Below are 25832 nucleotides of genomic sequence, written 5' to 3' on the forward strand. Positions count from 1 at the left end.
ATGCCACAGGTCCAGCACCGCTACATCTTAGGCATGCGTGTGGATGCCACTAGCTATGCGTGGGCTACAAAGCAAATTATAGACTGGGCAGAGGCAAGGGAAAGTCGGTATGTATGCGCGGCGAATGTGCATATGGTAATGGAAGCGTACGACAGTCCCGACTTTCGGGCTATTGTGAATGCCGCGGATTTGGTAACACCCGACGGCATGCCACTGGTCTGGACGCTTCGCCGCATGGGGATCCCTAAGCAGGAGCGTGTCTATGGTCCCACACTAACGCTCTGGGTAGCGCAAGAAGCTGCGCGTTGTGGTATTCCCGTAGGGTTCTATGGCGGGCATCCAGAGGCGACACAGGGGATTTCGGAAAATCTTTCCCGTCGATTTTCTGGCTTGCAGGTATCTTATTGCTACAGTCCACCCTTTCGACCACTCACTCCCGAAGAAGATAAGAAGGTGGTTGAGGCTATTAATGCTTCGGGTACACGGATTCTATTCGTCGGCTTGGGATGCCCAAAACAGGAATATTGGATGGCAGCGCATAAAGGACAGATTCAGGCTGTTATGGTGGGGGTTGGTGCTGCTTTTGATTTTCATGCGGGGAGGATACGCCAAGCGCCTTTTTGGCTGCAACAGATGGGTCTAGAATGGTTCTTCCGCCTGCTAATGGAGCCGCGCCGGCTCTGGCGGCGATATGTTCGGCATAATCCTCGCTTCGTAGTACTCGTCGGACGACAATTATTAAAGCAAAAAGGGCACGCTCTATGAAAAAGGCACTAATTACGGGAATTACCGGCCAAGATGGATCTTATCTCACAGAGTTTCTGCTGGAGCAAGGCTATGAAGTACATGGTATTATCCGCCGCACTTCAACCTTTAATACCGATCGCATCGACCACCTCTATCGCGATCCTCATGATCCAGAGGCGCGACTTTTCCTTCATTACGGCGACCTTGCAGATGGTACTGGGCTGCGTCATATTCTAGAACGCGTTCAACCGGATGAGATTTATAACCTAGGAGCCCAATCCCACGTGAAAGTTTCTTTTGAACAACCTGAGTATACGGCTGATATTGTAGCGACAGGAACTTTACGCCTCCTAGAAGCCGTCAGAGACTTTGTGCGCAGCAGCGGAAAAGCGGTGCGTTTTTATCAAGCTGGCTCATCAGAAATGTTTGGGGCTGCTCCTCCTCCACAAAATGAAAAAACGCCTTTTTATCCTCGCAGTCCTTATGCTGCAGCTAAGGTGGCAGCTTACTGGTACGCGGTAAACTATCGAGAAGCCTATGGTTTGTTTATCTGCAACGGTATCCTGTTTAACCACGAGTCGCCACGGCGAGGTGAGACGTTCGTCACGCGTAAAATCACGCGAGCAGCTGGGCGTATCAAAGTAGGTCTACAAGATCGGCTCTTTTTAGGTAATCTAGAGGCGCGACGCGATTGGGGCTTTGCCGGTGACTATGTGGAAGCTATGTGGTTGATGCTCCAGCAGGATGAGCCCGATGACTATGTCGTTGCCACAGGTGAGTCGCATTCGGTACGAGAGTTTCTGGAATTAGCATTCGATATGCTTGATCTGGACTGGAAAAAACACGTGACGATTGACCCTCGTTACTTTCGCCCAACTGAGGTGGACTATTTGCTAGGAGATGCCACAAAAGCCCGAGAAAAATTAGGCTGGCGTCCAAAGGTTGGCTTTAGGGAACTGGTGCGGATGATGGTTGAGCATGACTTGGAATTGGCGCGCCAAGAACGCACTTTAAAAGATGCTGGCCATGTAATTGCTTTGCGAGGTATGCTCAATGACTAAGGACAGCAAAATCTTCATCGCTGGCCATCGGGGGCTGGTGGGATCGGCTATTGTGCGCAAGCTCCAGGCAGCAGGCTACACGCATCTCATTACGCGCACGCGCAATGAACTGGACTTGCGCAACCAAGCAGCCGTAGAGCGCTTCTTTGCCGAAACGCAGCCAACGTACGTCTTTTTGGCCGCAGCCCGGGTCGGCGGCATCTTGGCCAACAGTACCTATCCAGCCGACTTCATTCGCGATAATCTGCAAATCCAAACCAACGTGATCGATGCCGCCTATCGCTTCGGCGTAAAGAAGCTGCTTTTTCTGGGCTCCTCTTGCATCTATCCCAAACATGCTCCACAACCGATGAAAGAAGAATATCTCCTCACAGGAGCCCTCGAACCTACCAACGAATGGTACGCAGTAGCCAAAATCGCGGGCTTGAAGCTCTGCCAGGCCTACCGACGCCAGTATGGCTTTAATGCCATTTGCCTTATGCCTACTAACCTGTACGGACCAGGAGATAACTTCGACCTGGAAACCTCACATGTGCTGCCTGCCCTTATTCGCAAGTTTCATGAAGCTAAAACGCAAGGAGCAAAACAGGTCGTGGTCTGGGGTACCGGTACGCCCCGCCGAGAATTCCTGCATGTAGACGACCTGGCCGACGCCTGCCTCTTTCTGATGCAGCATTACAACGACGAAGACATCATCAACGTGGGCACGGGCAAGGATATCAGCATCCGAGAACTGGCCGAGCTTATTGCAGAAATCACCGGGTTCTCGGGGGAAATCGTCTTTGACACCTCAAAGCCGGATGGAACCCCACGTAAATTGCTGGACGTATCGCGCCTTTGGGCCATGGGCTGGCGACCAAAAATCGGCCTGCGCGAAGGCATCGAAGAAACTTACCACTGGTATGTGACGCATTACGCCGAAAAGGCAATGCACGTCTAAAAAGCGATCAAAGACGCTCATGGTTTGGCGCTGCGTGCAATGCAGCAGCCTTCACCTGTAGGAAAGCAATCCGGGATAAAAAGGCACTTAACAGCTATACCCCTCTGGAGGCGTTGCAGAAAGATAGGCCTCCAGAGAGCTCTTTAACAGACTTGATTGCCCAGGATAGCTACGTAGGCACGTTTTGCACAACCGTGTGCAAAGTCTGATGGCTTTAAAGAAAACACAGAAAAATAGTAAACGGTTTAGTACACGAATTATAGCTATACAACCCCTCGAAAAGCGCCTATTCCAGGAGAATTCTAGAAAAAAAAAGCCATTAAAAACGTAGTTTTAAATTATTAAACTAAACTTGATGCCAGCTTATTAAAGAAGATTTTGTGAACTGGCATTGATGTTGTCCAAAGCGCAAACAGGTCAAAGTTTGGCCTTTTTTTTGTTCTCAGGGCCAGCGCCTGTGCGTCGGTCTTTCTTTTCCGATGGGTTGTGCAGGTTGTGCCCTAGGGGAAAAAGGGGGGCTTCAGGGTACTGTGAGCATTAACACCAAAGAGACTACGCCGATGCCTTTCTGGTTAGAAGCCGTCAGAGAAGAGGATCGCAGTTTGGGAGAAAACGAATCGTTGCTGCAAGCAGGGATCGTCTGGGATGCGCGTGAACAGCAAAAAAGCGGAAGGCTTTTCCTCCATGTAGGACGTAAGCGCGCTTGGGATTATCACCGTCGTCGTTTAGAAAATGCAGCCGTTATTGCTTTAGCGGAAGGGTTGGTCCTATCTGCGGCCCTGTTGCTGGCCCATGCGCTTGAGCTCTGGCTCAACAAAAGTGCGCTCTTTCCGCGATGGGCTTGGGGGATGCCCGTGCTTTGGTGGTTTGTGGCCTTGGCGCTACGCTTGTTGCCTGGATGGGGATTAGGGGCAGCCGAAGAGCTGCGGCGCCTGGTGATGAGTTTGGCTATGCTGTTTATGAGCATCATGGTTTTTCTGTTTTTGGCGCGAAGGTCGACGAGCAGTGCCCGCTTTTTGCTCAGCGTAGGTGGGGTGTTAGCTATCGTGCTGGTACCTATGGCCCGCTACCTTGCTCGAAGCGTGCTGATCCGCTTTAAAAGGTGGGGAGTAGCTACTGTGATCTATGGGGGCAACGGAATGGTTGAGCGGGTAATTTATGCCTTGCAGAAGGAGCCCCAGCTAGGCTATGTCCCGGTAGGTATTTTTCACCTTGACCAAGGGCTATGGGGGAGCAAAATCAAAAACATCCCTGTATTGGGTGGCGTGGATGCCAATACCGCTGAGGCCCCTATAGCTGTTGTGGCCTTACCGGGACTACCGGTTAGCCGCCTGAGCATGCTGCTAGACGGTCCGCTAGCTATCTATAAGCAAGTGGTGCTCATCCCTGAGCTGGTAGGGGTCCCTTCGCTCTGGGTGCGCGCATCGAACATTGGGGGAACGCTGGCGCTGGAGCTTACCTCGAACCTGCTGGATCCCTTAGCTCAAGGACTTAAACGCCTGATGGACGTGGTGCTGCTCCTATCTACGCTACCGATCTGGCTTCCCCTTATAGGGATCATTGCCCTGCTGGTGTGGCTAGAAGACCGTAAGGCGCCATTCTTTACGCAAGAACGCATTGGGTTAGAAGGGCGGAAGTTTCGCGTGATCAAGTTTCGCACCATGGTGCCCAATGCCGAAGCCGTGCTCCAACACTATTTAAACAACAATCCCCAAGCTCGGGCGGAATGGATGGCAACTTTTAAGCTCAAAAATGATCCCCGCATTACCCGTATCGGACGCTGGCTCCGCAGGCTATCGCTTGACGAGCTGCCACAACTCTTTAATGTGCTTAAGGGAGACATGTCACTGGTAGGGCCGCGGCCGCTTCCGGCTTATCACCACCACGAACTCCCGCCCCAGGTGCAGCGCTTGCGCCTGCGCGTGCGCCCCGGTGTAACAGGGCTCTGGCAGGTTAGTGGTCGTAGCGATACCGGAAACGAAGGCATGGCACGCTGGGATAGCTTCTACGTACGTAACTGGTCGATCTGGCTGGATCTGGTTATCTTAATGCGAACTATCCCCGCAGTTTTAAGAGGACATGGGGCTTATTAATCGGCTAGGCATAGGAATCCTGCTGATCGGTGTTGGCTGCCTGCCGGCAAAAGGACAAGCGATTTCTTGGGAGATGGCAGCAGCGACAGGGCTGATTACGTCTGGCGGGGGTGCACTGCCGCTTTGGTTGCATGCCAACTCATGGGGTAGCGTAGACCCCGCAGGCACCAACGGCTATCTCCAACTCGAGAGCAGCTTTCAGGATAGCCTGCGCAGCAGCTGGTCCTGGGAAGTCGGTGCTCAACTTGTGGGGCGGATTTCACCACATCGGACGCTCTTTTTTCCCGTGTTGTATGCCAGATTTACCGGACCTTTCGTGCGCCTTCAGGTAGGGCGTTATGCCTACGAGATTGGGGAAACGGCTGGAAGCTTGTCAATGGGTTCGCTCGGCACCGGAAGCAATGCTACCCCAATGCCTAAAGTGGCCGTAGAGACACCAGGTTTTCTTGCCGTCCCCGGGACACGCGGCCTGTTGCAGATCCGCGCCTATCTAGCGCATGGCTGGTTCGACGACCCCCGCCATACCCGTCGACCTTACCTACATGAGAAGTTTCTTTATGGGCGACTAGACGCAGGCATTTGGCAGCTTTACGGAGGTCTTGTGCACAGTGCCCAGTGGGGCGGTATTTCACCAATTTACGGACGCCAACCCCAAGGAATCGACGACTGGTGGCGCATCTTCTGGGGTATGAGTGGGGCACCCGATGCCCCGCCCGCCGACCAGATTTACTACCAGGGTAATCACCTGGGCATTTGGGATGTAGGAGCAAAAGGACGCCTCGGCGCCTTTGCACTACACGTCTACCGGCACTTTATCTTTGAGGACAAAGATGGGCTGAAGCTCAAAAATCCAGGCGATGGGCTATTGGGGGTAGTGCTGACCATGCCTTGGCTGCCCCTCCATCAGCTGGTATACGAGTATCTCTATACTAAGCGCCAAAGCGGTCCGATACCCCCAGGTCCAGGGCGTGGAGGTCCAGGAGGGCAAGACAATTATTATAATCATTGGCTATACCGGTCGGGATGGACCTATTACGGTCGTACCCTTAGTAATCCGCTCTTTTTCCCTCACCCCAACGGGCAAATCCTCAACATGAATCGCATTGCAAACAACCGAATTGTGGCTCATCACGTAGCTCTGGAAGGGCAGTTTGCGAAGGTTGTAGGGTATGTTTGCAAGGTAACCTACTCGCGCAACTACGGTACCTATCGGGATCGGGATGCGGCGCGAGCAGCAGGTCAGACCTACTTCTACGAGAAAGGGCCTCGGCAGTGGAGCTGGTATGCTGCGCTATGGTGGACCCTAAGGCCCCAGCTAACCCTGCAGCTAGCCGTAGCACACGACCAAGGCCAGGTCTATCCAAGAAGTACAGGCGCGCAATTGGCCCTGCGTCGACAGCTGCATTGATTGTGGCCTAGACGATCAAGCGCGAAGACGCGGTGACGATCCCCTAGCGTTTCAGCGAGACTTCTGTTTTTGGATATGCTGAACTTTGACGAGGGAAGCTCTCGGTGCAGTTGGATAATTCCTTCAGTGCCAATTAACTGGGCAGCAGGCGTGCGGTAATTGCATCGCAGACGTGCTTGCCTTTACGGCTTAGGCGTAGGGTGCCATTTCGGATAGGTTCGATCAGCCCTTCGGCCTCCAAAGCCGCCAAGTCATCGAGCTTTTCGCTGAGCAGGTCGACGCCGTAGCGCTCGGCGTAGTCGTCTAAGTTCAGCCCTTCTGCTGTGCGCAGCCGCAACAAGAGGTATTCTTCAGCCAGTTGATCGTAGGAAAGACCTTCTCGGAATTCCAAGGGTAAATGGTGCTGCGCCAGCAAAGCTTCGTAGCGACGCAAGTTGCGCACGTTAGCCCAGCGGTAAGCCCCCGGCTCAGGGAGGGCACCCCACCAGAAAGAATGCGCTGAAGGGCCAAAACCGATGTAGTTGGCATGCTGCCAATAGGCCTGATTGTGCTGGGAGCGATAGCCCGGGCGTGCAAAGTTAGAGATTTCGTAGTGCTCGTAGCCTCGGTCTGTCAGATAGTCCATGGCAAAGTCGTAGCAGGCGGTGTAGGTGGCCTCGTCGGCAGGTCGCGTGAGGCCGCGTGCCACCTGTTTGGCTAAGATGGTTCCAGGCTCAATGGTTAAGCTATACGTGGAAAGGTGCGGTATGCCACGGTCAGCCACCTTTTGTAGGTTGGCCATCCAGTACTCAATGGGTTGATCGGGCAAGCCAAAGATCAAATCAACGTTGAGGTTCTCGAATCCCGCCCGAAGCGCATTGGTGATAGCTGCTTCGGCCTGATCGGCCGTGTGCGCCCGGTGCATAAAGCGTAAATCGGCTTCGTAGAACGACTGCACCCCAATCGACAGCCGGTTAATGCCTAAATGGCGTAGCCCCCGCAGATAGTCAAGCGTGGCATCTTCGGGGTTGACCTCGAAGGTCACTTCGGTTACCTCGGACAGATCAAAATGCCGGTAGAGCGCCTCCAAAATGCGGGCCACCTCTTCTAGCGCTAGGCGCGAAGGCGTACCCCCACCAAAGTAAAGCGTAGTGACCGGTTCGATCTTGCCGTAAAGCTGACCGTAGTATTCAATTTCGATGCAGAGCGACTGCACAAAGCTGCCGTAGAGCCGCTGCCCAGTGACAAAGTAAAAGTCGCAGTAGCTGCAGCGCTGCCGGCAAAACGGGACGTGTACGTAAAGGCTGGCCATGGATAAACAGCAGGTCGTTGGCAATAAAATAACATGCGCTTGCCGTGGATTTAACCATACATGGTTTTTACATAATGCGTCTACCCCTAAAGGATCGCTTCGGTGCGTGATCCTTTGAGGCAAGAGGGGGCTTTTTTTAGCGATTAATGCCATAGCATTCGTTTTAGGGATCTGTTTGGCGTAAATTTCCTCGAGCGGTAAAGTATCGCTTGCCTACGCGCAGCTTTGCGTGAGAACTTGTGGTAGCGTGGGCTTCAAACCCCAAAGCGCCGTGCTCGACTTTGCTCAATTGCAGCAGCAGCTGCAGGATTTCGCCGCCTACCAATGGCGGCAGCGGAATGTACTGCAGGAGAAGCTGCGCGCAGCTTTGGAGGCCTGGGCAGCAGCCCCCGAAGCTGAGGCGCTCGACGAGCAAGTGAAGGACGTGCGGCCTAGCTGGCTAGTAGCACAGCTGCTCGGTACGCGGCTGCAGGAATGCAGGGACGCTCCGGAGCGTCCTGCTACCGTGACCGTGGTGGCTGCCGATGGCTCGCAGATTTTCCCTGATCGGCATGTAGAGCCCCCGTGCTTTTTGCTCAACGTAGGACGGGTAGCTTTTCAACTAGGTACGCTCGAGCCCCCACGGATGGAATCGGTGCCGCGCTTTTACTATCGCCAAGAAGACTTGCGCGATTTTCTCGATGATCGGTTTGAGGCCATTACGGTCGAAGTCGTTTCAGCGCTGCGCGACGAGTATGAACTGGAGGCCCTGCTGGAGCTAGCGACGGAGGCGCGTCGGGCAGGACGTCCGCTGGTAGCCTTGCTCGACGGCACGCTGATTCGGTGGATGATTCGCCGCTTGCATCAGCGGGAGCTGGAAGAGCGGCTTATTCAGCGCTACGCGGAGCTTTTAGAAGGCTTCCAGAAGGAGCAAATTCCGCTAGCTTCCTATATCAGCCGACCGGGTGGGGCCGAAGTGGTCAACCTGTTGCGGGTTGTGCGGGGAGAATGCACACCGCAACCCCCGGCCCTGTCCCTAGAAGGACTGCCAGACCGGCTGCTGTTTGCACAGTTACTTAAGCCTGGAGAGCGTTCAGCTGTCTTCCTTTCAGGCTCACATATTCAGTGGGCGTATGCACGGGAGCATCAGATTGCTTATGTCTACCTGGCTGTGCCTGCGCGCTATGGCACCGTTGAGATTGCCCGCATCGAGTTTCCTCAGTGGGTTGCAGAGCACACGGACTGGTTGGATCTGCTGCATGCCGTCTTGCTCAAAGAATGCGAAAAAGGCCAGGGCTACCCGATGGTGCTAGCGGAAGCGCACGAGCGGGCAATCATTCGCGGCGTCGATCGCGAAGCTTTTTATGACTTGATTGGCCGCCAGCTTTTGCAAAACGGCATGACCTTGGAAAGCTCCCGTAAACAGATGAGCAAGCGGCGGCCTGTGCTGTAACGTTACCAAACGCAAAAAAGCCCCATGCCCATAGGCGAAGTCATCGAGTCAAGTACCCGCCAATTCGTAGCCGAAGTGTATCGCGATCAAGCTCCCCCAGCTTTTGGCAGTTGGGTTTGCGTCGCGTTGCCTGAGGGGTGGAGGCTCTATGGACTGGTCAGCCACGTTGAGCTAGGCAGCACCGAACCAGGGCGACGGCCCATGGCGCTGGGGCGAACGCCAGAGGAACTGCGCCGGGAGATGCCTCATGTGCTCGAGCTGATTCGCACAACGTTTCGGGCACAGGTGCTCGCTTATGAGGATCCGCAGGGCCGCATGCACCAGACGCTTCCCCCGTATCCCGCCAGTATCCACGCCTTTGTCGAAGCCTGTCCGCCTACGATCGTGCAACGCCTAAGCCGGCCCTACGACTTTCTGCGGATGCTGGTGCAAAGCCCAGATCCGGCAGTACCAATCGACGACTTGCTTGTCGCCGTGCTGCGACAAATCCAAAAAGGGTATCACGGCCCTGAAGGGACCCAGGCGCTCGTCGAAGCAGGGCGTATGCTCAGTCGGCTGCTGCGCGACGACCACGAGCGGCTTGAGGCCATCTTGCGACGGCTGGATTAGAAAATGACGCCAATGCGAAAAGGCAACACCACATCGACATTGCGCTCCCCCACAATGAGCGTCGGGTTCAGTTCATAAAAGAGCTGCGTTTCCTGCAGAAGCTGCACGCGGCCTAAACCAAAGTGTACCGTCGGACCAGTCTCGCCGCGATAGGATTGGGAAACAGGCGCATAGGCGCCTACGCCAGCGAGCATATAGAACGCCTGCCGGCCTTGCGGCGGGAACGTAACAATGGCCGAAAGCTGCGGATCAAAGACGTAGGTGGCCTCGTCCCGCCCCTTAAAGATAAATCCCGTAAAGCCCATGTCGATCGCCAGCGAGAGATCGGCAGTTACAGGCGCTGAAGCCCGGCCGCGAAAGCCCAGCCCCAGGCCTTCGTCGGCAGTGAGCAGGGCGTTTAGCCCTAGTCCTACGCGCGTCTGCGCATGCCCCACCGTAGGGATTAGGCCAATTCCCAAAAAGAATGCAAAGCAGAAAAAATGCTTCATGATTCGCCTGGTTAGCCGGTTGCCCCAATTTACGGTTTTCTGCAGTGAAAAACGTAAGGTCTTCTTGAAATGCACCAACGCGCAAGGCAGCGTTTTTCGTTTGTAACTTAACCTGAGCTGCCGCGTAGAGCGTGAGGGTAAGGTCAAATGCTAAAAGGCAATGAACTTTTGGGAATTTCTCACGGTAGCTTTGGTAGCCTTTGCGCTGCCTTTAGGGATCATTAAGTTGGTTTTGGACTATCGCCGCGCGAAGCTAGAAGCACGGCAAGGCCCTTCGCTGAGTGCTCGTGAGCTGCAGCAATTGGTGCGGCAGGCTGTAGAAGAAGCGCAGGCACCGCTCCTGCAGCGCCTAGAGCAGCAACTGCGGGCACTACCCGAAGAGAGGCCGAGTACATCGACGCCATCCTCAGAGTAAAACATCCCCTGCAGGTGCGATCTAGAAGGGTTGGCCTCCTAGGCAGTGATCGCAGCTGTGGCAGTGGGCGGGTGCCGCTTCGCCGAAGTAAGTGCGTAGAAAGTGGCGTCGGCATCCAGGCGTGCGTGCATAGCGGATCATATCCTCGAGTTGGGTTTCGGCTTGCTGCTGGGCTTGCCGCAGCAGGCGGTCGTCGAAGGTGAGGCGTGCCGCGCGTGCTTCTTTGAAGCGGACAAGTTGGCCTTGGGCAGCAGAAAGCCAGCCAAGCAAAGCACGCTCGCGCAAAAAGTCCAGTCCACGCAACAGCCGTTCGCGGGGTAGGCCGGTTTGGCGTTCTAGGTAACGTAAGCTCACAGGCCACCAGGTGTGAAACGCCTCGGCCGGAATGCTTCGAAGGAGCGTTTCGACAAAATGGCCCAGGCGTGCGTTGGGGTTCTGGTGGGCAAAGCGGCGTAGCGTAGCGGCTGGGGCGCAGAAACGCAGGAGCACGTCTTGCGCGCGCAACGCTACCGGTTCCCATAGGCCTTGGCGCATCAGGAGCTCTAGCGCACGGCGCACTGCAGAGGGTGAAGTACCGACCAGCTGGGCGATACGAGCGATGTCGAGGGCAATGGGATGCTGGGGTCGACTGCCGATAGCCACTTGAGCCAGGCTGCAGGCCACTTCGTAGATGCGGCTGACGGTTTCAGTAGAAGGGTAGGTTTGCTGAAGCAGCGCTTGTGCAAGCGCAATGTCGGCTGCCTCGAAGAGCAAAACCGCATGGGCCTTGTGGCCATCACGCCCAGCACGTCCGGCTTCTTGGTAGTAGACTTCCAGGGAAGGGGGCAGTGCGGTGTGCACGACAAAGCGCGCGTCGGCGCGGTCGACACCTAGGCCAAAAGCACGGGTAGCAACCATCACGCGTGCGCGGTCTTCAAGCCAAGCTTGGTGAGCTGTGCGGCGCTCGGCCATCGTCAAGCCGCTGTGGTAGCAGACTGCCGGGATGCGCCAGCGTGCAAGTTGCTGCGCCCAGCGCTCGGCACTGCGACGCGTAGCGCAATAGAGGATGCCTGCTCCGGCAATGGTGCGCACTACGGCCTCGACGCGTTCGGCTTTGTGAGATGTTTCAAAAACAGACCAGACGAGATTAGGACGGTCAAACCCCACTGCGATTACACAAGGCGTGCGTAGACCGAGCTTTTGCACGATGTCGACCCGCACCGAGGGGGTGGCGGTCGCCGTTAAGGCCAGCATGGGCGGATGACCTAGCTGCGCCCGCACTTGGGACAGCTCCAGGTAAGCTGGACGAAAGGCGGGTCCCCAGTCGCTCACGCAGTGCGCCTCGTCGACCGCAAGCAGGCTGATGCGAAGGCGCGGGCTCAAGGCGGCAAAGCGATGTGTGGTGAGCTGCTCGGGCGTAAGGTAAAGCAGCCGGTAGGCCCCATGCGCTGCATTGATCCAGTGCTGCTCGGTGGCAGAAGGTGCAAGGGCACTGTGCACAAACGCTGCCGGGATACCCCGGGCGCGCAAGCGGGCTACTTGATCTTCCATAAGTGCAATCAGGGGCGAAACCACCAAAGTCAGCCCCTCTAAGAGCAACGCTGGAAGCTGGTAGCAAACCGACTTGCCACCGCCGGTTGGAAAAATGGCCAGCACGTCTTGGCCTGTCAGCACAGCGCGAATGGCTTCCCATTGGCCCGGGCGAAAGTCCGCATGCCGCCAGTAGCGCCGAAGCAATGCGCGCGCGGCTTCGTAGTCTGCTGCTGTGAGCTTAGGCATGCGATCTGTCTAATAGGCAGCCTCTGCGGCAGCATCGGAGAGCAGGGCCACACCACTGCTTGTCCCCAGACGGGTAGCCCCAGCAGCAAGCAACGCTTCGGCCTGGGCACGCGTGCGAATGCCCCCTGAAGCCTTAACGCCCATGCGGTCTCCAACCACGCGGCGCAAAAGCGCTACGTCTTCGACCGTAGCACCCCCGCCGAGAAAGCCCGTGGATGTTTTGACAAAGTCGGCGCCTGCTTCAAGGGCCAGCTGGCAGGCAGTGATCTTCTCGGCTTCGGTCAGCAAAGCCGTCTCCAAGATGACCTTAACCCGTGCCCGAGGTTGGGCGCTGTGCGCTACGTCAACTACCGCGCGGATGTCGTCGCGCACGGCTTCGAGCTGGCCGCTTTTAAGCCAGCCGATGTTTAGCACCATATCGAGTTCCCGGGCGCCGTCCCGGAGAGCCTGCACGGCTTCGGCTACTTTGGTGATCGTTTGGTTGGCTCCCAAGGGGAAGCCGATAACGGTACATACGGCTACGCCAGAGCCCTCGAGCAGCGAGGCAGCTAGCGGTACGTAGCAGGGGTTGATGCAAACAGCCGCAAACCCGTAGCGCTGGGCCTCGGCGCACAAGCCGCGAATTTGGTCCTCCGTGGTTTCCGGCTTTAGTGCCGTGTGATCGATGTACCGTGCTAGTTCATGAGACGTCATGGCTGCTGGAAGCAGTAGAGGAGCGCAAAAGCGCCCGGTGATACTCGCTGATCAGCTGGTGTGGCCGTAGAAATCCGACAATGGCGCCCTGGGCATCTAGGGCGGGCAAGGCGGGATAGCGGGTTTTAAAAGCTAGCATACCCCCTATCACCAGCGAAGGTGCAAAAGTTCCTCCCAGCTGACCAGAGCCAACGGTGAATGCGGTGGCTAGCATTTTCAGCAGGGCCAGCAGCGCCATAAGGGAAAGCGGCAGGTTGCCCAAGATAGCCTGCTGCAGCCAGCCGTAGCTTGAGCCCATCACAGCTTGGAATCGCTGCGCTAGCCAGGTGCTAAGTGCTGCGCCAATCTGCGTAATTGGTCCTTCACGACCGCTGCTGCCCCCCGTGCCGATCGTTAAAGCAGAGCCAATCGTCTGCACAAGCGCCAGCCGCGGGCGTACTACCCCGTGCTCGTGATGAAAAGCCCGGATCACGCTGTCGGTGCCGCGCGTCTCTGCTTCAGAGGCAAACATGTGGATGATCCATCCCACCAGTAACCCGCCGAGCGTTGGTGCCAGTAAAAGGAGCCAACGTCGCGTTGGGTGCATCGCGCGCTTTAAGTCAAAAAGCTCGCTTCCCCCTTCGCCCCTAGGGAGTGGAAGCGCGTAGCCTGCCCCATCGACCAGGATCTGCTTGGTGAGTAGAGATACCAGATGACTGAATAGCAGAGCCCAAAAAGCTACCAGCACGCCAATGAGCACCGCATAGAACATCCAACGTCCGGTAATGCGCCAGTCGAGCTCCTGCGTCCAAGCCCAAAGTGAACGAGGATAGCGTAGCCGAAAGAGTTGTGTGGCATCTACCTCGTTGCGACGCGCCATAACCTTAGAAGTTTTGCGCAGGGCTATTTTAAAAATACATCCACCTTTGGGCAAAAGTCGAAGCGAAGTAGCGAAACTCCAGTGTATTTTTCTGCATTCACTACCTACGTACCAGCTTTTTAATCGGCATATAGCATGGCCCGTCTTACCCCTTTAGATTGGCGCAGCCGCCTGCAAGCACGGCGGCCTTGGATAAATCGCTTGATGTTCGTCTTGGCGCTTTTGGGACTGCTTGACGTAACGCACCTATGGGTGCAGCAGCAGCGCCAGTTTGCCGAAGGGTGCTTTGGTGTGGCTTCGCTAGCGCCGTTAGAGAAAGCATTTGACTGCGCTGCCGTTGTGCAAAGCGCGGCAGGCACGTTCCTGGGCGTTTCGAACACGATTTGGGGGGGACTTTTCTATGCCGCCATTGCCCTGCTAAGCGCACTGGCCTTAGGGCTTCCTGCACACCGGCGCCTGGTGCCCAAATTGCTGCGCAGTGGGTTGCTGCTTTGGGGATTGCTTTATACCTTGTACCTACTCTATTACCAAACCTTTGTGCTGGCCACGTTTTGCGCGTTGTGTTTGGTTTCGGCCGCACTTGTGCTTGCAATGGCTGGCCTGCAAGCTTATGAACTGTTTAGCCAGAGGCTAAAGCTTATGGAACGTACCGGAACGCTGCGCACCGAACGCTGGGCGCTAGGGGTGTTGGCGGGCATTGTGCTGCTTTTCATGGGCGCTGACGTCTATTGGGGGCGCTCCGAAACGGCTACGGCAACCGTGGCCGAAGCACAGGAAACAGCACAAACCTGCGCGTTCGATACCGAACGGCCACCGGTCCGCTTCTACCGTGATCTGATTTCAAAAAACGATCCTACCGTAGGCAATCCCGAAGCACCGGTTGTGGTTATTGAATACCTAGACCCCAACTGCCCGCACTGCAAGCAATTGCATCCCGTCATGAGCGAGCTGGTGGCACGTTACGGGCTGCAGGCCTACTTTGTGTTTAAGCCGATTCCGCTTTGGGATTTTTCCATCCCACAGGTGGTAGCGCTCTATGCAGCTGCCCGTGAAGGGAAATACGAAGCCATGCTGGAGGCTCAGTTTGCCCGCCAGCGCCAGGGAGGGCTCACGCTTGAAGAGCTGCAAGCGATTGCCCGCGAGATTGGCATGAATCCAGAGCAACTGACCCGTCAGCTTCAGGATAAAGCGCTCAGCGACTACGCTTTGCAACAGCGACAGCAGGCCGGCATGATTGGCGTGCGTGGCGTGCCGACCGTGCTCATCAATGGTCGTTTTGTGGCCGGAGCGTCACGAACGGTTGAGTGTTTGGGACAGTTGATCTTACAGCAGGCTAAGGGCTCCTAAAACGTGTACGCGTTATGGAGGGGTGACGATACGCGCTTGGTGGGCCGTTGGGCTATGGGGACTTTTCCTGGAACTTAGCCCAGCCTGGGCGCAGCAAGCCCCTTGGTGGACGGCGGTCTGGCAACCTTTGCTGCACCATCAGGGCTTGGAGGTCACGTATATTTTCTATCCCGAAGCCGATGGCGTGCACAACGGTGTGGTTCTTCGGGTGCATAATCAACGCCAAAAGCCGATCGCCTATCGTTTTGAGGTGGTTTTTCGCGCAGCAGACGGCAGCGAGCACGTTGAGGCCGTAAGCGATACCTTGGCCCCAGGAGCAATGCGCACCGGCGACCTTTCTGGGCTGTTTTGGATTCCGTTTCGAGATGGCCGCTCGCTAGCCGAGCTAGGGTTGCGCAAAGTCCGCGTAGAAGAAGTGCACTTTTGAGCTGGGACCTGGCATTTCTATAGGCAGGCACCTAACTTCCCCCAGAGTGCACAATAGCCAACCTGCTAAAAAGCCATGCGGTCTTTGCTTGGAGCGCTTTTCGGGTTAAGCATGCTCAGCCTGCAGGGGCTAGCGCAGCCGGTTGCCCTGCATCCTGACCCCCGCATTCAGCAGCTGCTGAAGCGCGTTTCGGTAGACACGATTGAAGCCAACATTCGCCAGCTGGTTGCTTTTGGCACGCGGCACACGCTTTCTCCAGCAGATAACGATACGTTTGGCATTGGTGCTGCGCGACGCTGGATCAAGCGTACGCTCGAGCGCTACGCAGCTGCCGGTGGTGGACGCATGGAAGTGTTTTTGGACAGCTTTTGGTATGGCCCCGACGGTCGGCGCGTTGACCGCCGGGTTGAGATCGCGAACGTCATCGCGCGGCTGCCAGGCACCGATCCGCAAGACGACCGAATCTTTATCGTCAGCGGGCATTACGACAGCCGGAGCAGCCATGTGATGGATTCGCTGTCGTATGCCCCTGGAGCTTCTGACGATGCCAGTGGGACGGCAGCCGTAATGGAAATGGCCCGCGTACTGGCCAGCGAGCGTTTCCCAGCCACCCTTCTGTTTGTCGCCATGGCGGCTGAAGAGCAAGGGCTGATCGGAGCGCGCCACTTGGCCGCCCAGGCCGACTCGTTGGGATGGAACGTAGCAGGGATGTTTACGCTCGACATTGTGGGCAATACCGAAGGCGACAATGGCGTGCGTGACAACCGCACAGTACGCGTTTTCTCTGAAGGCGTACCTTCTGCCGAAACGCCCGAAGCCGCCCGGCTTCGACAGGCCATCGGGGGCGAAAACGATAGCCCTTCGCGGCAGCTTGCCCGTTATTTGCAGGAAATAGGGATGTGTTATGTACCCGAGCTGCAGGTCAAAATGATTTTCCGGCGTGACCGCTTTTTACGCGGCGGGGATCATATTCCGTTTAATGAACGTGGCTTTGCTGCTGTACGTCTAACCGAACCCCACGAAGCTTACACGCGCCAGCATCAAGATGTACGTGTCGAAAATGGCATTGCGTATGGCGACGTGCCCGACCGCGTAGACTTTGATTATGTAGCCCGCGTGACGCGGCTGATGACGGCTGCGTTGGCCAACTTGGCCCTGGCACCACCTCCACCTACGGCCGCCTATATCGATGCCCGTGAGCTTTCGGTAGACACCCAGCTGCTGTGGGAACCCCCCAAAGCCGGACGCGAGCGGCTGGCCGGCTACTACGTGCTGGTGCGCGAGACCACCGCTCCTCAGTGGCAACATAAATGGTTTGTGCCTGCAACCGAAACCAGTTATACCTTCAAAGGACTATCCAAAGATGATTACTTTTTTGGCATTCAGTCGGTTGACCATGCAGGGCATGAAAGCCTGGTGCAGTTTCCCAGGCCGAGGTTTCAATAAGGGTAGGGACTGCGTCCTGCAAAAGTCAAAAATGGCAATTGAAAGGCTTCATTGCATTTCATAAATTCAAGCCTGTTTGGTTTGCTGAGACTAGGGTCGTTTGCTTTCATGAAAAAGCGCGTCACGATTGCTGATGTTGCCCGCAAAGCGGGCGTTTCTGTAGGCACGGTTTCCGCAGTGTTGAACAACCGCCCTTCGGTGCGGGAGCATACGCGTCGGCGGGTATTGGCCGCCATTGAAGAACTGGGCTATCAGCCTTCGCCCTCGGCGCGGGCGCTGGGGGCAATGCAAGGCAATGGGAAGGTGTTTGAACCTGCGATTGGGCTGGTTGTGAAAGAAATGGACAATCCGTTTTATTCGGAAGTGGTCATTGGGGCGCAGGAGTATTTGGCTACACGGGGATACCTCTCTTTGGTGTGCACTTCAGAAGGGAGTTACGAAAAAGAAGGGGAGCTGCTCAAGGCGTTTCAGAATCGCTATGTGCAGGGTGCGGTGATCGCTCCTGTGCTGGATGCGCGGGCGGATCTGTCCCATTTGTTCATGTTGCGGCGGGCTGAGTATCCGTTTGTGCTTTTAGAAGCCGTGCAAGGGCTGCCGGTTAACGTGGTAAGTGTCGATAACGTTAAGGCAGCGCAGATGGCAGTTTATTACCTCATTGAGCGTGGGCATGAGCGCATTGTACACTTTGCTGGTCCGCCCTATACGCAGCATACACGAGACCGCATTTTGGGCGTAGAGAAGGCCTTTAGCCAGTCCCATCTACGTTTTACCGATGAGGTAATTATTCCGGCCGGTGCCCATCTTCGGGATGGTTATGAAGCGGCCTTAGAGTACTTTCGCACGCACCGCAACAATATGCCCACAGGGGTAACCTGTTTTAACGATCTCGTGGCCATGGGTGTCTTGCGGGCACTAGCTGAACTGGGGATTCGGGTGCCCGACGAGGTATCGGTCATTGGCTTTGACGACATCCCGATGGCGGCCTATCTCACCATTCCGCTCACCAGCGTGCATGTCCCCAAGCGGGAAATGGGCGCAAAGGCTGCTGAGTTGCTTTTGGAGCTGATCGAAGCCAAAGAAAAAAACGAGACGCGTTCGCCGCGGCATATCGTGCTTGAAGCTAAGCTTATCGAGCGCGCCTCGACCCGGCCGCTTCGCTAGGCTGCATGCCCACACGATCTAAACGGCCTAAAGCCGATAGCACCGAGGCATAGTGGCCTTTTATATAAAAAATGAAGCGGTAAATCTCCTTCGTAAGTTTTTAATTAGGAAGCGGTTCCATAAAAGCCCTGCTATAGGGGTAAGATGAAAGTGAAAGTAGAGACAATTCAAGGGATTGACACATCCTGGGGACTGTTTTATCTTAGAGTACCAAATGAATTTTGAATCGATTCATTAGTTAAGTAGGCGATTGGTTTTGGGGGGTGAAATTGGGGTTTTCGAAAGCGATTTCGGCGATAATCCAACCGGAAAGTTTGGTCATGAAGGGTTTTATGCAGATGGTGGGGTTTGTGTTATGGGGGTGCTGGGTGTGCCTGGCGGCAACAGCAGGCACAACGGGTAAGATTGCAGGCTATGTGACCGATGCGGCTACTGGCGAGCCGCTGCCAGGGGTGCAGGTCTACATCGAGGAGACGATGCAGGGGACCACAACGGGAGCCGATGGTTACTACGTCATTATTAACGTTAAGCCTGGCAGCTATACGCTGGTTTTCAAGTTTGTGGGCTATGCCGACGTGCGTGTCCAAAACGTCCGGGTGGAGGTAGACAAAACCACCACAATCGATGTGCGGATGCAAGAAACAGTCATTCAGGGCCAAGAAGTGGTGGTGGTAGCCGAACGGCCTATTGTGCAAATGGACCGGACGACAACCACAGCGTTTGTGGGGGAAGAGGAGCTGCAGGCGCTACCGGTCACCAATATTGGTCAGGTGATCAACCAGCAGGCTGGTGTGGTTGACGGACACTTTCGCGGCGGCCGTCTTGGTGAGGTGGCTTATTTGATTAACGGTGTGCCGATCAACAACCCATATACAAACAGTGCTGCCTTAGAGGTGGAGAAAAACATGGTCTCAGCGCTGGAGGTCATTAGTGGGGTCTTTAATGCGGAGTATGGTCAGGCCATGTCGGGCGTGGTGAATATTGTAACGAAAGGGGTTCCGAGGCGCTGGACAGGTTCGTTTTCGGCGGAGATAGGGGGGATTGCCAGCAATCGCAAGCTAGAATATGTCAAGCGTTTAGCACCTCCAGGCGATCGGTTGCGTTACGACGACTTTACGTCGGAGATGGTACCGTACTCGAAAGCTGCAGGCTTTCCAGGTCAGGAAGATCTGCAGCTTTCCTTAGGGGGACCGCTTTTCCGGGATAAACTGGGCGTGCGTGTAACGGGCCGCTATCTTTACAGCGAGAGCCATGTGATCGGTCGGCGGCTGTTTATGCCTTCAGACTCTTCGCAAAACCTGAGTTCGGGCAATCCGGAAACGTGGATCATCGTCTCGAGCGGAGACCAGCGCTTTGTGCCCTCGTACATGCAACGCTATTCGGTCAATGGGGCCTTGACCTATGAGATCCGGCCAGGTGTGCGTTTTGAATACAACCTGTTATGGCAGGATGCCACAGGGCGCAACATTCCCCATCAGCAAAAATACGTGCCTGATGGCGTCAACCGCTGGTTTAATACCAGTCAACTTCATCTTTTTAGCCTGCGCCTGACGCCTAATGCGCGCTCGTTTGCCAATCTGAACTACAGCTACTTGCGTGACGCTGGGGGCTCTCGCCTCTACGACATTCCCAAAGACTTTAAAGAAACAGGTATTCTGGATCGGCGCTACGTGTCTTCGCGCCTGAGCTCACTCGAAGGGGGCAATGCCTTTGATGTAGGAGGCAACGACCTGTTTAATGCCAGTGACCTGACGGTGACGCACACGTTTCTGGCTGATTACACCAATCAGCTTAACCGTGTACATCAGGTCAAAATGGGCATATCGGTACGTCAGCACATCATTCATAACGGGAGTTACGGGATTGAAGTAAGCTCGCGTACGGGTTGGCTGCCGATGCCTTCACCAGACCCGTATGGCCGGGATACACTTAAAACGCGGCCCTTAGAGCTGGCAGCTTACGTCCAGGATAAGATGGAGTTTAAGAACCTGATCGTCAATGCAGGTATTCGTTTCGACTATTTCGACCCCGACTATGAGATTCCCCTGGACTGGACGCAGGCGAACCAGCGCTATATCCCGGTCATCGACGAAAATGGTCAGTCTACAGGGGATTCGCTCTACAACCGCAAAAAGGCGCCAGTGCGCTATCAGATTAGCCCGCGTCTGGGCATTGCCTTTCCCATTTCGGCAACCGGGGTGATCCGTTTTTCGGCTGGATTGTTTTTCCAGATTCCCCAGCTAAGCATTCTCTACACCAATCCTGAGTACGAGGTCAACCCACAGGATAACAGCACCTATTTTGGTAATCCAGCGCTGAATCCTGAGCGCACACTCCATTTTGAGGTGGGGTTGCAGCAAGGGCTGACTGAGGATTTGGGCGTGGAGCTGACGCTCTTTTCCAAAGACATCCGTAACCTAACAGGGGTCGAGATCCAGCGCGATTTGCGCACTACAGCCAACTTTGTGCGCTACATCAACCGGGATGTGGGCGTGTCGCGCGGCTTTACGTTTTCCCTGTACCAGCGTCCTGGTGGACCGGTTACGTGGGACATTGACTATACGCTTCAGTTTGCCAAAGGGACTTCGTCCAACCCCGACGAAGCTTTCCAACGCTTCCAGAGTGGTGAGGAACCCATTTTGTCGCTGGTGCGACTGGATTGGGATCGGCGGCACGTGCTCAATGCCAGCATCACGCTAAGTCCAAGCCCGGCCTTATCGCTAACGGTCTTTAGTCGCTACCAAACGGGAACGCCCTACACCACCGTCCGCCGCTTTATTCGCTCTTATATCAAAAACAACGCCGATCGGCCCAGCGGCTTTACAACCGATCTGCGCATGTACCTGCGACCGCCGGTTTTTGAGAACCGGCTGAGTCTGGTTCTACAGGTGGATAACCTCTTTGACGCTATGATCCACTATGGCGTCTATGAGGATACCGGGCGCGGCGACGAGTCCGTGACCAAAGCACAGTACGAGCGTACGGGCACGCGGCCTGGGGGAGTAAATAGCCTCGATGAGTATTTCTTCCGCCAGAGCTGGTTTTCGGCGCCGCGACGGGTCTACTTCGGTCTTCGTTACGATTTCTGACAGCGCAAGGCACGTTTTGCAGTCGTATGCAACTGAAGTTTTTCCTTAGAAGATTGGGGCAGACTGCCAGCTGGATGCTGGCCGGATTGCTTTTGGTGGTTCGGGTCCAAGCCCAGGAAGGGAGTACGATCCCGCCGGAGTACCGGGGCCGAGAAGATGCGGTAGCTCGGGGGATTATGAATGGCAACCTGATCGAGACGAACTACCGCAACCATGGCGAAATGGCCCGCTGGAACGATATGCCTTGGGGCATTTGGCCTAAAACGATTGGTGGGCGTCATATCGACGGGATTGCTGTTGTGGTTGTGGGCTTAGTACGTGGCGAGCGGGCTAAGTGGAGTCAACCCCCGTACAACTTCTGGCCACCGGGCACGCGTGACACGCTGCTTAACCCGGTCAGCATTCGCTATCGCGAGGCCGGAACCAAGGTCAACCCGGCCGATGGCCGTGTCTGGGGCTGGCTGCCGCTACCGGGCTTCCACAATCCCTTCCGGCGAGATCCCGTCACGAACCAACGCCAACCCGTGCCAGCGATCAGCGACGACCCCAGCTCTTGGCCACCCTTTTGGCCCGACAAACTCCATATCGCAGATGACCCGGGATGGCCAGGACGCTGGAATGGCATGTTTGGCAAAGGCGTTTTCAATGCCGACCAAGAGAGCTTCTATGTGATGGATGACCTGTCGGATGCTGAGTACCTCATCGATCCACGCACGCGTCGCCCCAATAGCCAATACGGTATCTATTACCCAGACCCGAACGACTCCACCAAAGGCGGCCTCGGACTGCAGGTCAACGTGCGGCTGTTACAGTGGGCCAACATCCTCGCCGAGGACGTCATGTTCATGATTTACCGCATCACCAATCTCGGAAAGACCAACTTCGGTGAGGTGCTCGCCGATGTGCCAGGTCAGCCCCAGACAGGGCTTTACTTTGCCCAGTTTGTCGACTATGGCATGGGCAACGAGGAAACCGACGAAAGCGCTGCCTTTAACCCACAGCTCGACGTAGCCTACGGTTGGGATCACGACGGCATTGGCCAGCACATGACCGGTGGTACCTACAAACTAGGCTATACCGGTTTTGCCTTCCTCGAAAGCCCAGCGAACGATCATGATGGTCTGGATAACGACGAAGATGGAATTGTCGACGAGCAGCGTTTTGGGGGACCAGGCTTTCTGATTGAAGGACGCGACAACATCCGGGCCTACGTCCAGGCAAACTACAACATAACCCTGTTTGAACGGCACTACGGACCGCTCGAAAACCGTCGCGCCTACTTAGCCGGTCGTTGGTGGACCGGTGATGAGGACCTAGACTGGGTAGGCTTTGACGATGCCAACAGAAACGGCGTGTGTGACGAAGGGGAGCTGCTGAACGACGACGTGGGCCGCGATGGACTGGGTCCCTATGATATCGGCTATCCAGGACCCGACGAAGGCGAATGTGACGGCCAGCCCTCCATCGGTGAGCCTAACTTTGACGAGCTGGACGTTGACGAAAGTGACCAAATTGGGCTAACCGGCTTCCACTTGGGTACCCGTCCTTTCTACGAAGCAGGCGATAACCTGCGGGATGACTCGTGGATGTGGGCGCGTATTCGCCAGAGCCAGTTTCGACTAGGGCAAGAGCCACGCCAGTTTGTGGCCAACGTAGAGCCTTTCCTCAACTTTAGCTCTGGTCCCGTCGAACTGGGCTCCAATGAAACCGACTTTTTCTCCCTGGGCTGGATCTTTGGCGTCGACGAGCAGGACTTCTTCAAAAACCGCCAGACCGTCCAGCGGATCTACGATGCCGATTACCGGTTTGCCCAGCCGCCGATGATGCCTACGCTCAAGGCTGAAGCGGGCGACGGCTACGTAGTGCTCTCATGGGATACCTTGGCATTGCGCAGCTTTGACCGGTTTACACAGCAATTCGATTTCGAGGGTTTCAAACTCTACAAGGCCACTGACCCCCTCTTTTCGGACGCCCGCGTCATTACCAATGTCTATGGGGTCCCCACCTTCTATAAGCCCATTGCCCAGTGGGATCTCATCAACGAGTATTCGGGCACCGTCCCTGTGTTGGAAAACACAGCGTTTTACGATCTAGGGAGCAATACAGGACTCCAGTTTAGCTATATCGATCGGGATGTGGTTAACGGCAAAACCTATTACTATGCCCTGGTGGCTTATGATCACGGCTTTCGTCCTGAACCCGATGAGCTGAATCCTAACCCAGAACCCATCGATCCCCAGGAGAACGTTTTTAGTGTCAATGTAGACCAGGCAGGTAATATTCGCGGGCATTCGCCTAATGTCGCCATTGTAACCCCACGTGCCCGCGCGGCTGGCTACGTGCCTGCCGCTACAAACGAAGACCTCAGCCGGCCTACCGAAGGCATAGGCACAGGTCGGATTGAGGTCACCGTGGTCAACAGCGAGGCGATTCGTCCCGATGTGGTTTACCGGCTAACGTTCGCCGATACGACCGAAGGTTTCGGCGACGTTTACCGCACAACCCACTTTGCACTGTACAATGCCACTACCAACGAGGTGCTGATCCCACGCACGCCCCTGATCGAATCGCCCCAAACCACGGTAGCAGCGGATGGTTTTGTGATTACCATTTACAACGATGCCCGGGCCGTCAACTGGAACCAGACGGGGTGGGTCGGGCAAGATCCCGAAACAGGACAAACCGTCTTTCGGCGGAATCCGCGCCAGCTTGCCGGCTACCAGACCAACTGGGTGGTCTCGATCGAAGAGGATCAGGGAAGCAACTTTTCGGCCCCTGCCTACTACGAGTACGAAATCTGGTATGCCGATTCGCTTTATCGCACGCCTACCCGGCCTTATCCAGGACATCTACGCGGCGCTTATATCCCCTTCTGGTGCCGTAATCTGTCTACAGGCCAGAGCTGCGACCTCCTGGTACGTGACTTAAACAGCAATGGCCAGGTCGATCTCCCAGGAGATGCCCTAGTCGTAGCCGACTTGCGTGCCGGCGTGCATCGTTTCCGTTATGTGCTCACGTTCTCGGTAGCTGGCGAAAGCATTGCGCCATCCCCAGGTAACCGGATCCGCATCTCGACCTTCCGGCCTTTTTCCCGAAACGACTACTTCCAGTTCACCATGCGGCCGGGATATGTGGATACCGACCTGGCCCGTAAGGAGCTGGAAAAAATTGCCGTTGTGCCCAACCCGTACATTGCAGCAGCCGAGTGGGAACCGCGCACGCAGGTTCAAGGCCGAGGGCCGCGTCGCATCCAGTTTATCCACCTTCCCGAGCGCTGCACCATCCGCATCTTCAATATGCGGGGTGAGCTGGTGCGTAAGCTAGAACATCAAGGGGTAAATGGAGATGGGGCAGCCTGGTGGGACCTCCTTACTGAAGATGGGCAGGAAGTCGCTTACGGTGTCTACATCTATCACGTTGAGGCCCCAGGGATTGGCGAAAAAGTCGGCAAGTTTGCGATTGTTAAGTGAAAAGACGCATGCGTAGGCTACAACATCTTAGGATGTGCCTGCTGCTAAGCCTGCTGATAAGCGGGGTGGGGCAGCACTTTCAGGCAAAGGCGCAGAGCCGGGTAGGGACAACCGCTGCGCCGTTTCTGGTGTTAGGTACTGGTGCCAGAGGGAGCGCTTTAGGCCATGCCTATACAGCAGTAGCTACAGGTGGGGACGCGCTCTTCTGGAATCCCGCGGGGGCAGCGCGCCTCGACGATGAAAACCGCGGAAGCGTTTTTTTTACCCACACCCGTTGGCTAGCGGACATCAACTACAATGCCGTGGGCGTTGTGGTGCCGGCTTTTGCTGCCGGAGCTGTGGGATTGTCCCTGGGACAGGTTGACTACGGCCGCATGGAAGTGCGCACGGTCGACCTTCCCCAAGGCACAGGCGAAACGTTCGGGGCCACAGACCTGGTCGTAGGGTTGAGCTATGCCCAGCCGCTGACCAATACATTCTACATCGGGGGCACGGTTAAATACGTTCGGCAACAAATCTACGATATGAGTGCGCATGCTATTGCCCTCGATATTGGATTCATTCTAGAAACCCAATACCTGAACGGGCTGCGCCTGGCCGCCTCGATCATGAACTTTGGGAGTGAGATGCAAATGCGCGGCGTAAACACCCGCGTGTTTGTCGACATCGACCCCACCCATAGCGGCAGCAATAACGCGCTTCCTGCGCAACTGGAGACGTCAAGCTGGGACTTGCCCCTGTCGTTCAAGTTTGGCGTAGCCTGGCCCATGTTCCGCGCCGACCAGGTGCACATGTCGCTCTACGCCGACGCTCACCAACCCACCGACAATAACCTAAACGCCGACTTTGGTGCTGAACTGCGCTTTTTGCTGGGCAATGTGAATCTCGACCTGCGCGCAGGCTATAAAGACTTACCCCTCAAAAATGCTTATGCGCATTGGACGCTGGGCGGCGGTTTGGATATGCGCTTAGGTGCTGTGCGCTTTGGAGCCGACATCGGCTATATCCCTTTTGCGCTGCTTGGCAATGTGACTATGCTGGACCTTCGCCTGTATTTCTGAGCCAAGAAAAAACCAACAACCCTAAAACCTAAAACCA

General features: G+C 55.8%; 20 protein-coding genes. 15 read left to right on the forward strand and 5 right to left on the reverse strand.

Annotated features, from left to right (window positions below; genetic code table 11):
- From J8E65_RS11970 to J8E65_RS11990, 5 genes are all read left to right on the forward strand, one after another.
- Positions 1-765 carry a WecB/TagA/CpsF family glycosyltransferase gene (locus J8E65_RS11970; RefSeq protein ID WP_210376390.1) on the forward strand — a complete coding sequence of 255 codons (765 nt, stop codon included), beginning with the start codon at positions 1-3 and terminating at the stop codon, positions 763-765.
- Positions 762-1808, forward strand: coding sequence for a GDP-mannose 4,6-dehydratase (gene gmd / locus J8E65_RS11975; protein WP_210376391.1), 1047 nt, complete (start codon positions 762-764; stop codon positions 1806-1808). Before J8E65_RS11970 ends, gmd begins: the two co-directional genes overlap by 4 nt.
- Positions 1801-2748 (forward strand): GDP-L-fucose synthase, encoded by a 948-nt coding sequence (fcl, locus tag J8E65_RS11980; protein ID WP_210376392.1) that lies wholly within the window; start codon positions 1801-1803, stop codon positions 2746-2748. Before gmd ends, fcl begins: the two co-directional genes overlap by 8 nt.
- 560 nt (positions 2749-3308) lie before the next feature.
- Positions 3309-4841: an undecaprenyl-phosphate galactose phosphotransferase WbaP gene (wbaP, locus tag J8E65_RS11985; protein WP_210376393.1), complete on the forward strand. Its 1533-nt coding sequence runs from the start codon at positions 3309-3311 to the stop codon at positions 4839-4841.
- Positions 4828-6249 carry a capsule assembly Wzi family protein gene (locus J8E65_RS11990; RefSeq protein ID WP_210376394.1) on the forward strand — a complete coding sequence of 474 codons (1422 nt, stop codon included), beginning with the start codon at positions 4828-4830 and terminating at the stop codon, positions 6247-6249. Before wbaP ends, J8E65_RS11990 begins: the two co-directional genes overlap by 14 nt.
- 133 nt (positions 6250-6382) lie before the next feature.
- Here J8E65_RS11990 and hemW read toward each other — a convergent pair whose 3' ends face one another.
- On the reverse strand, positions 6383-7540 hold the full coding sequence (gene hemW / locus J8E65_RS11995) for a radical SAM family heme chaperone HemW (protein WP_210376396.1): 1158 nt from the start codon (positions 7538-7540) through the stop codon (positions 6383-6385).
- A 271-nt stretch (positions 7541-7811) separates the two neighbouring features.
- Here hemW and J8E65_RS12000 point away from each other — a divergent pair, with 271 nt between their 5' ends.
- Entirely contained in the window at positions 7812-8972 is a 1161-nt protein-coding gene (locus J8E65_RS12000) for a DNA double-strand break repair nuclease NurA (RefSeq protein WP_210376398.1), read from the forward strand.
- A 24-nt stretch (positions 8973-8996) separates the two neighbouring features.
- Positions 8997-9581: an HAS-barrel domain-containing protein gene (locus tag J8E65_RS12005; RefSeq protein ID WP_210376400.1), complete on the forward strand. Its 585-nt coding sequence runs from the start codon at positions 8997-8999 to the stop codon at positions 9579-9581.
- On the opposite strand, the gene J8E65_RS12010 is transcribed toward J8E65_RS12005, so the two are convergent.
- Positions 9578-10069, reverse strand: coding sequence for a hypothetical protein (locus J8E65_RS12010; RefSeq protein ID WP_237181990.1), 492 nt, complete (start codon positions 10067-10069; stop codon positions 9578-9580). The two genes, J8E65_RS12005 and J8E65_RS12010, sit on opposite strands and share 4 nt — an antisense overlap.
- A gap of 160 nt (positions 10070-10229) precedes the next feature.
- On the opposite strand from J8E65_RS12010, the gene J8E65_RS12015 reads away from it, so the two are divergent.
- A complete protein-coding gene (locus J8E65_RS12015; RefSeq protein ID WP_210376401.1) occupies positions 10230-10484 on the forward strand; it encodes a hypothetical protein in 255 nt (84 codons plus the stop codon).
- A 21-nt stretch (positions 10485-10505) separates the two neighbouring features.
- Here J8E65_RS12015 and J8E65_RS12020 read toward each other — a convergent pair whose 3' ends face one another.
- Genes J8E65_RS12020 through J8E65_RS12030 form a run of 3 tightly spaced genes read right to left on the reverse strand, consistent with a single transcriptional unit; the run spans position 10506 to position 13794 of the window.
- Positions 10506-12242, reverse strand: coding sequence for a RecQ family ATP-dependent DNA helicase (locus J8E65_RS12020; protein ID WP_210376402.1), 1737 nt, complete (start codon positions 12240-12242; stop codon positions 10506-10508).
- Positions 12243-12251: 9 nt separating this feature from the next.
- A complete protein-coding gene (gene deoC / locus J8E65_RS12025) occupies positions 12252-12935 on the reverse strand; it encodes a deoxyribose-phosphate aldolase (RefSeq protein ID WP_210376448.1) in 684 nt (227 codons plus the stop codon).
- Entirely contained in the window at positions 12922-13794 is an 873-nt protein-coding gene (locus J8E65_RS12030; protein WP_237181991.1) for a chloride channel protein, read from the reverse strand. The genes deoC and J8E65_RS12030 overlap by 14 nt, the downstream gene beginning before the upstream one ends.
- A gap of 135 nt (positions 13795-13929) precedes the next feature.
- Between J8E65_RS12030 and J8E65_RS12035 the strand changes: the two genes are divergently transcribed.
- The 7 genes from J8E65_RS12035 (at position 13930) to J8E65_RS12065 (ending at position 25795) form a co-directional block, all read left to right on the forward strand.
- Positions 13930-15141, forward strand: a complete 1212-nt coding sequence (locus tag J8E65_RS12035) for a thioredoxin domain-containing protein (protein WP_210376403.1) — start codon at positions 13930-13932, stop codon at positions 15139-15141.
- Positions 15142-15163: 22 nt separating this feature from the next.
- On the forward strand, positions 15164-15568 hold the full coding sequence (locus J8E65_RS12040) for a hypothetical protein (protein WP_279308417.1): 405 nt from the start codon (positions 15164-15166) through the stop codon (positions 15566-15568).
- A 75-nt stretch (positions 15569-15643) separates the two neighbouring features.
- Complete coding sequence (locus J8E65_RS12045; protein WP_210376404.1) at positions 15644-17014, forward strand: M28 family metallopeptidase; 1371 nt, start codon at positions 15644-15646, stop codon at positions 17012-17014.
- A 108-nt stretch (positions 17015-17122) separates the two neighbouring features.
- Entirely contained in the window at positions 17123-18175 is a 1053-nt protein-coding gene (locus J8E65_RS12050) for a LacI family DNA-binding transcriptional regulator (RefSeq protein ID WP_210376405.1), read from the forward strand.
- A gap of 320 nt (positions 18176-18495) precedes the next feature.
- Positions 18496-21264: a TonB-dependent receptor gene (locus J8E65_RS12055; RefSeq protein WP_210376406.1), complete on the forward strand. Its 2769-nt coding sequence runs from the start codon at positions 18496-18498 to the stop codon at positions 21262-21264.
- A 26-nt stretch (positions 21265-21290) separates the two neighbouring features.
- Positions 21291-24734 carry a fibronectin type III domain-containing protein gene (locus J8E65_RS12060; protein ID WP_210376407.1) on the forward strand — a complete coding sequence of 1148 codons (3444 nt, stop codon included), beginning with the start codon at positions 21291-21293 and terminating at the stop codon, positions 24732-24734.
- A 32-nt stretch (positions 24735-24766) separates the two neighbouring features.
- Positions 24767-25795, forward strand: coding sequence for a PorV/PorQ family protein (locus tag J8E65_RS12065; protein ID WP_210376408.1), 1029 nt, complete (start codon positions 24767-24769; stop codon positions 25793-25795).
- Positions 25796-25832: the final 37 nt, after the last annotated feature.

This window comes from Rhodothermus bifroesti (genome assembly GCF_017908595.1).
GTDB lineage: Bacteria > Bacteroidota > Rhodothermia > Rhodothermales > Rhodothermaceae > Rhodothermus > Rhodothermus bifroesti.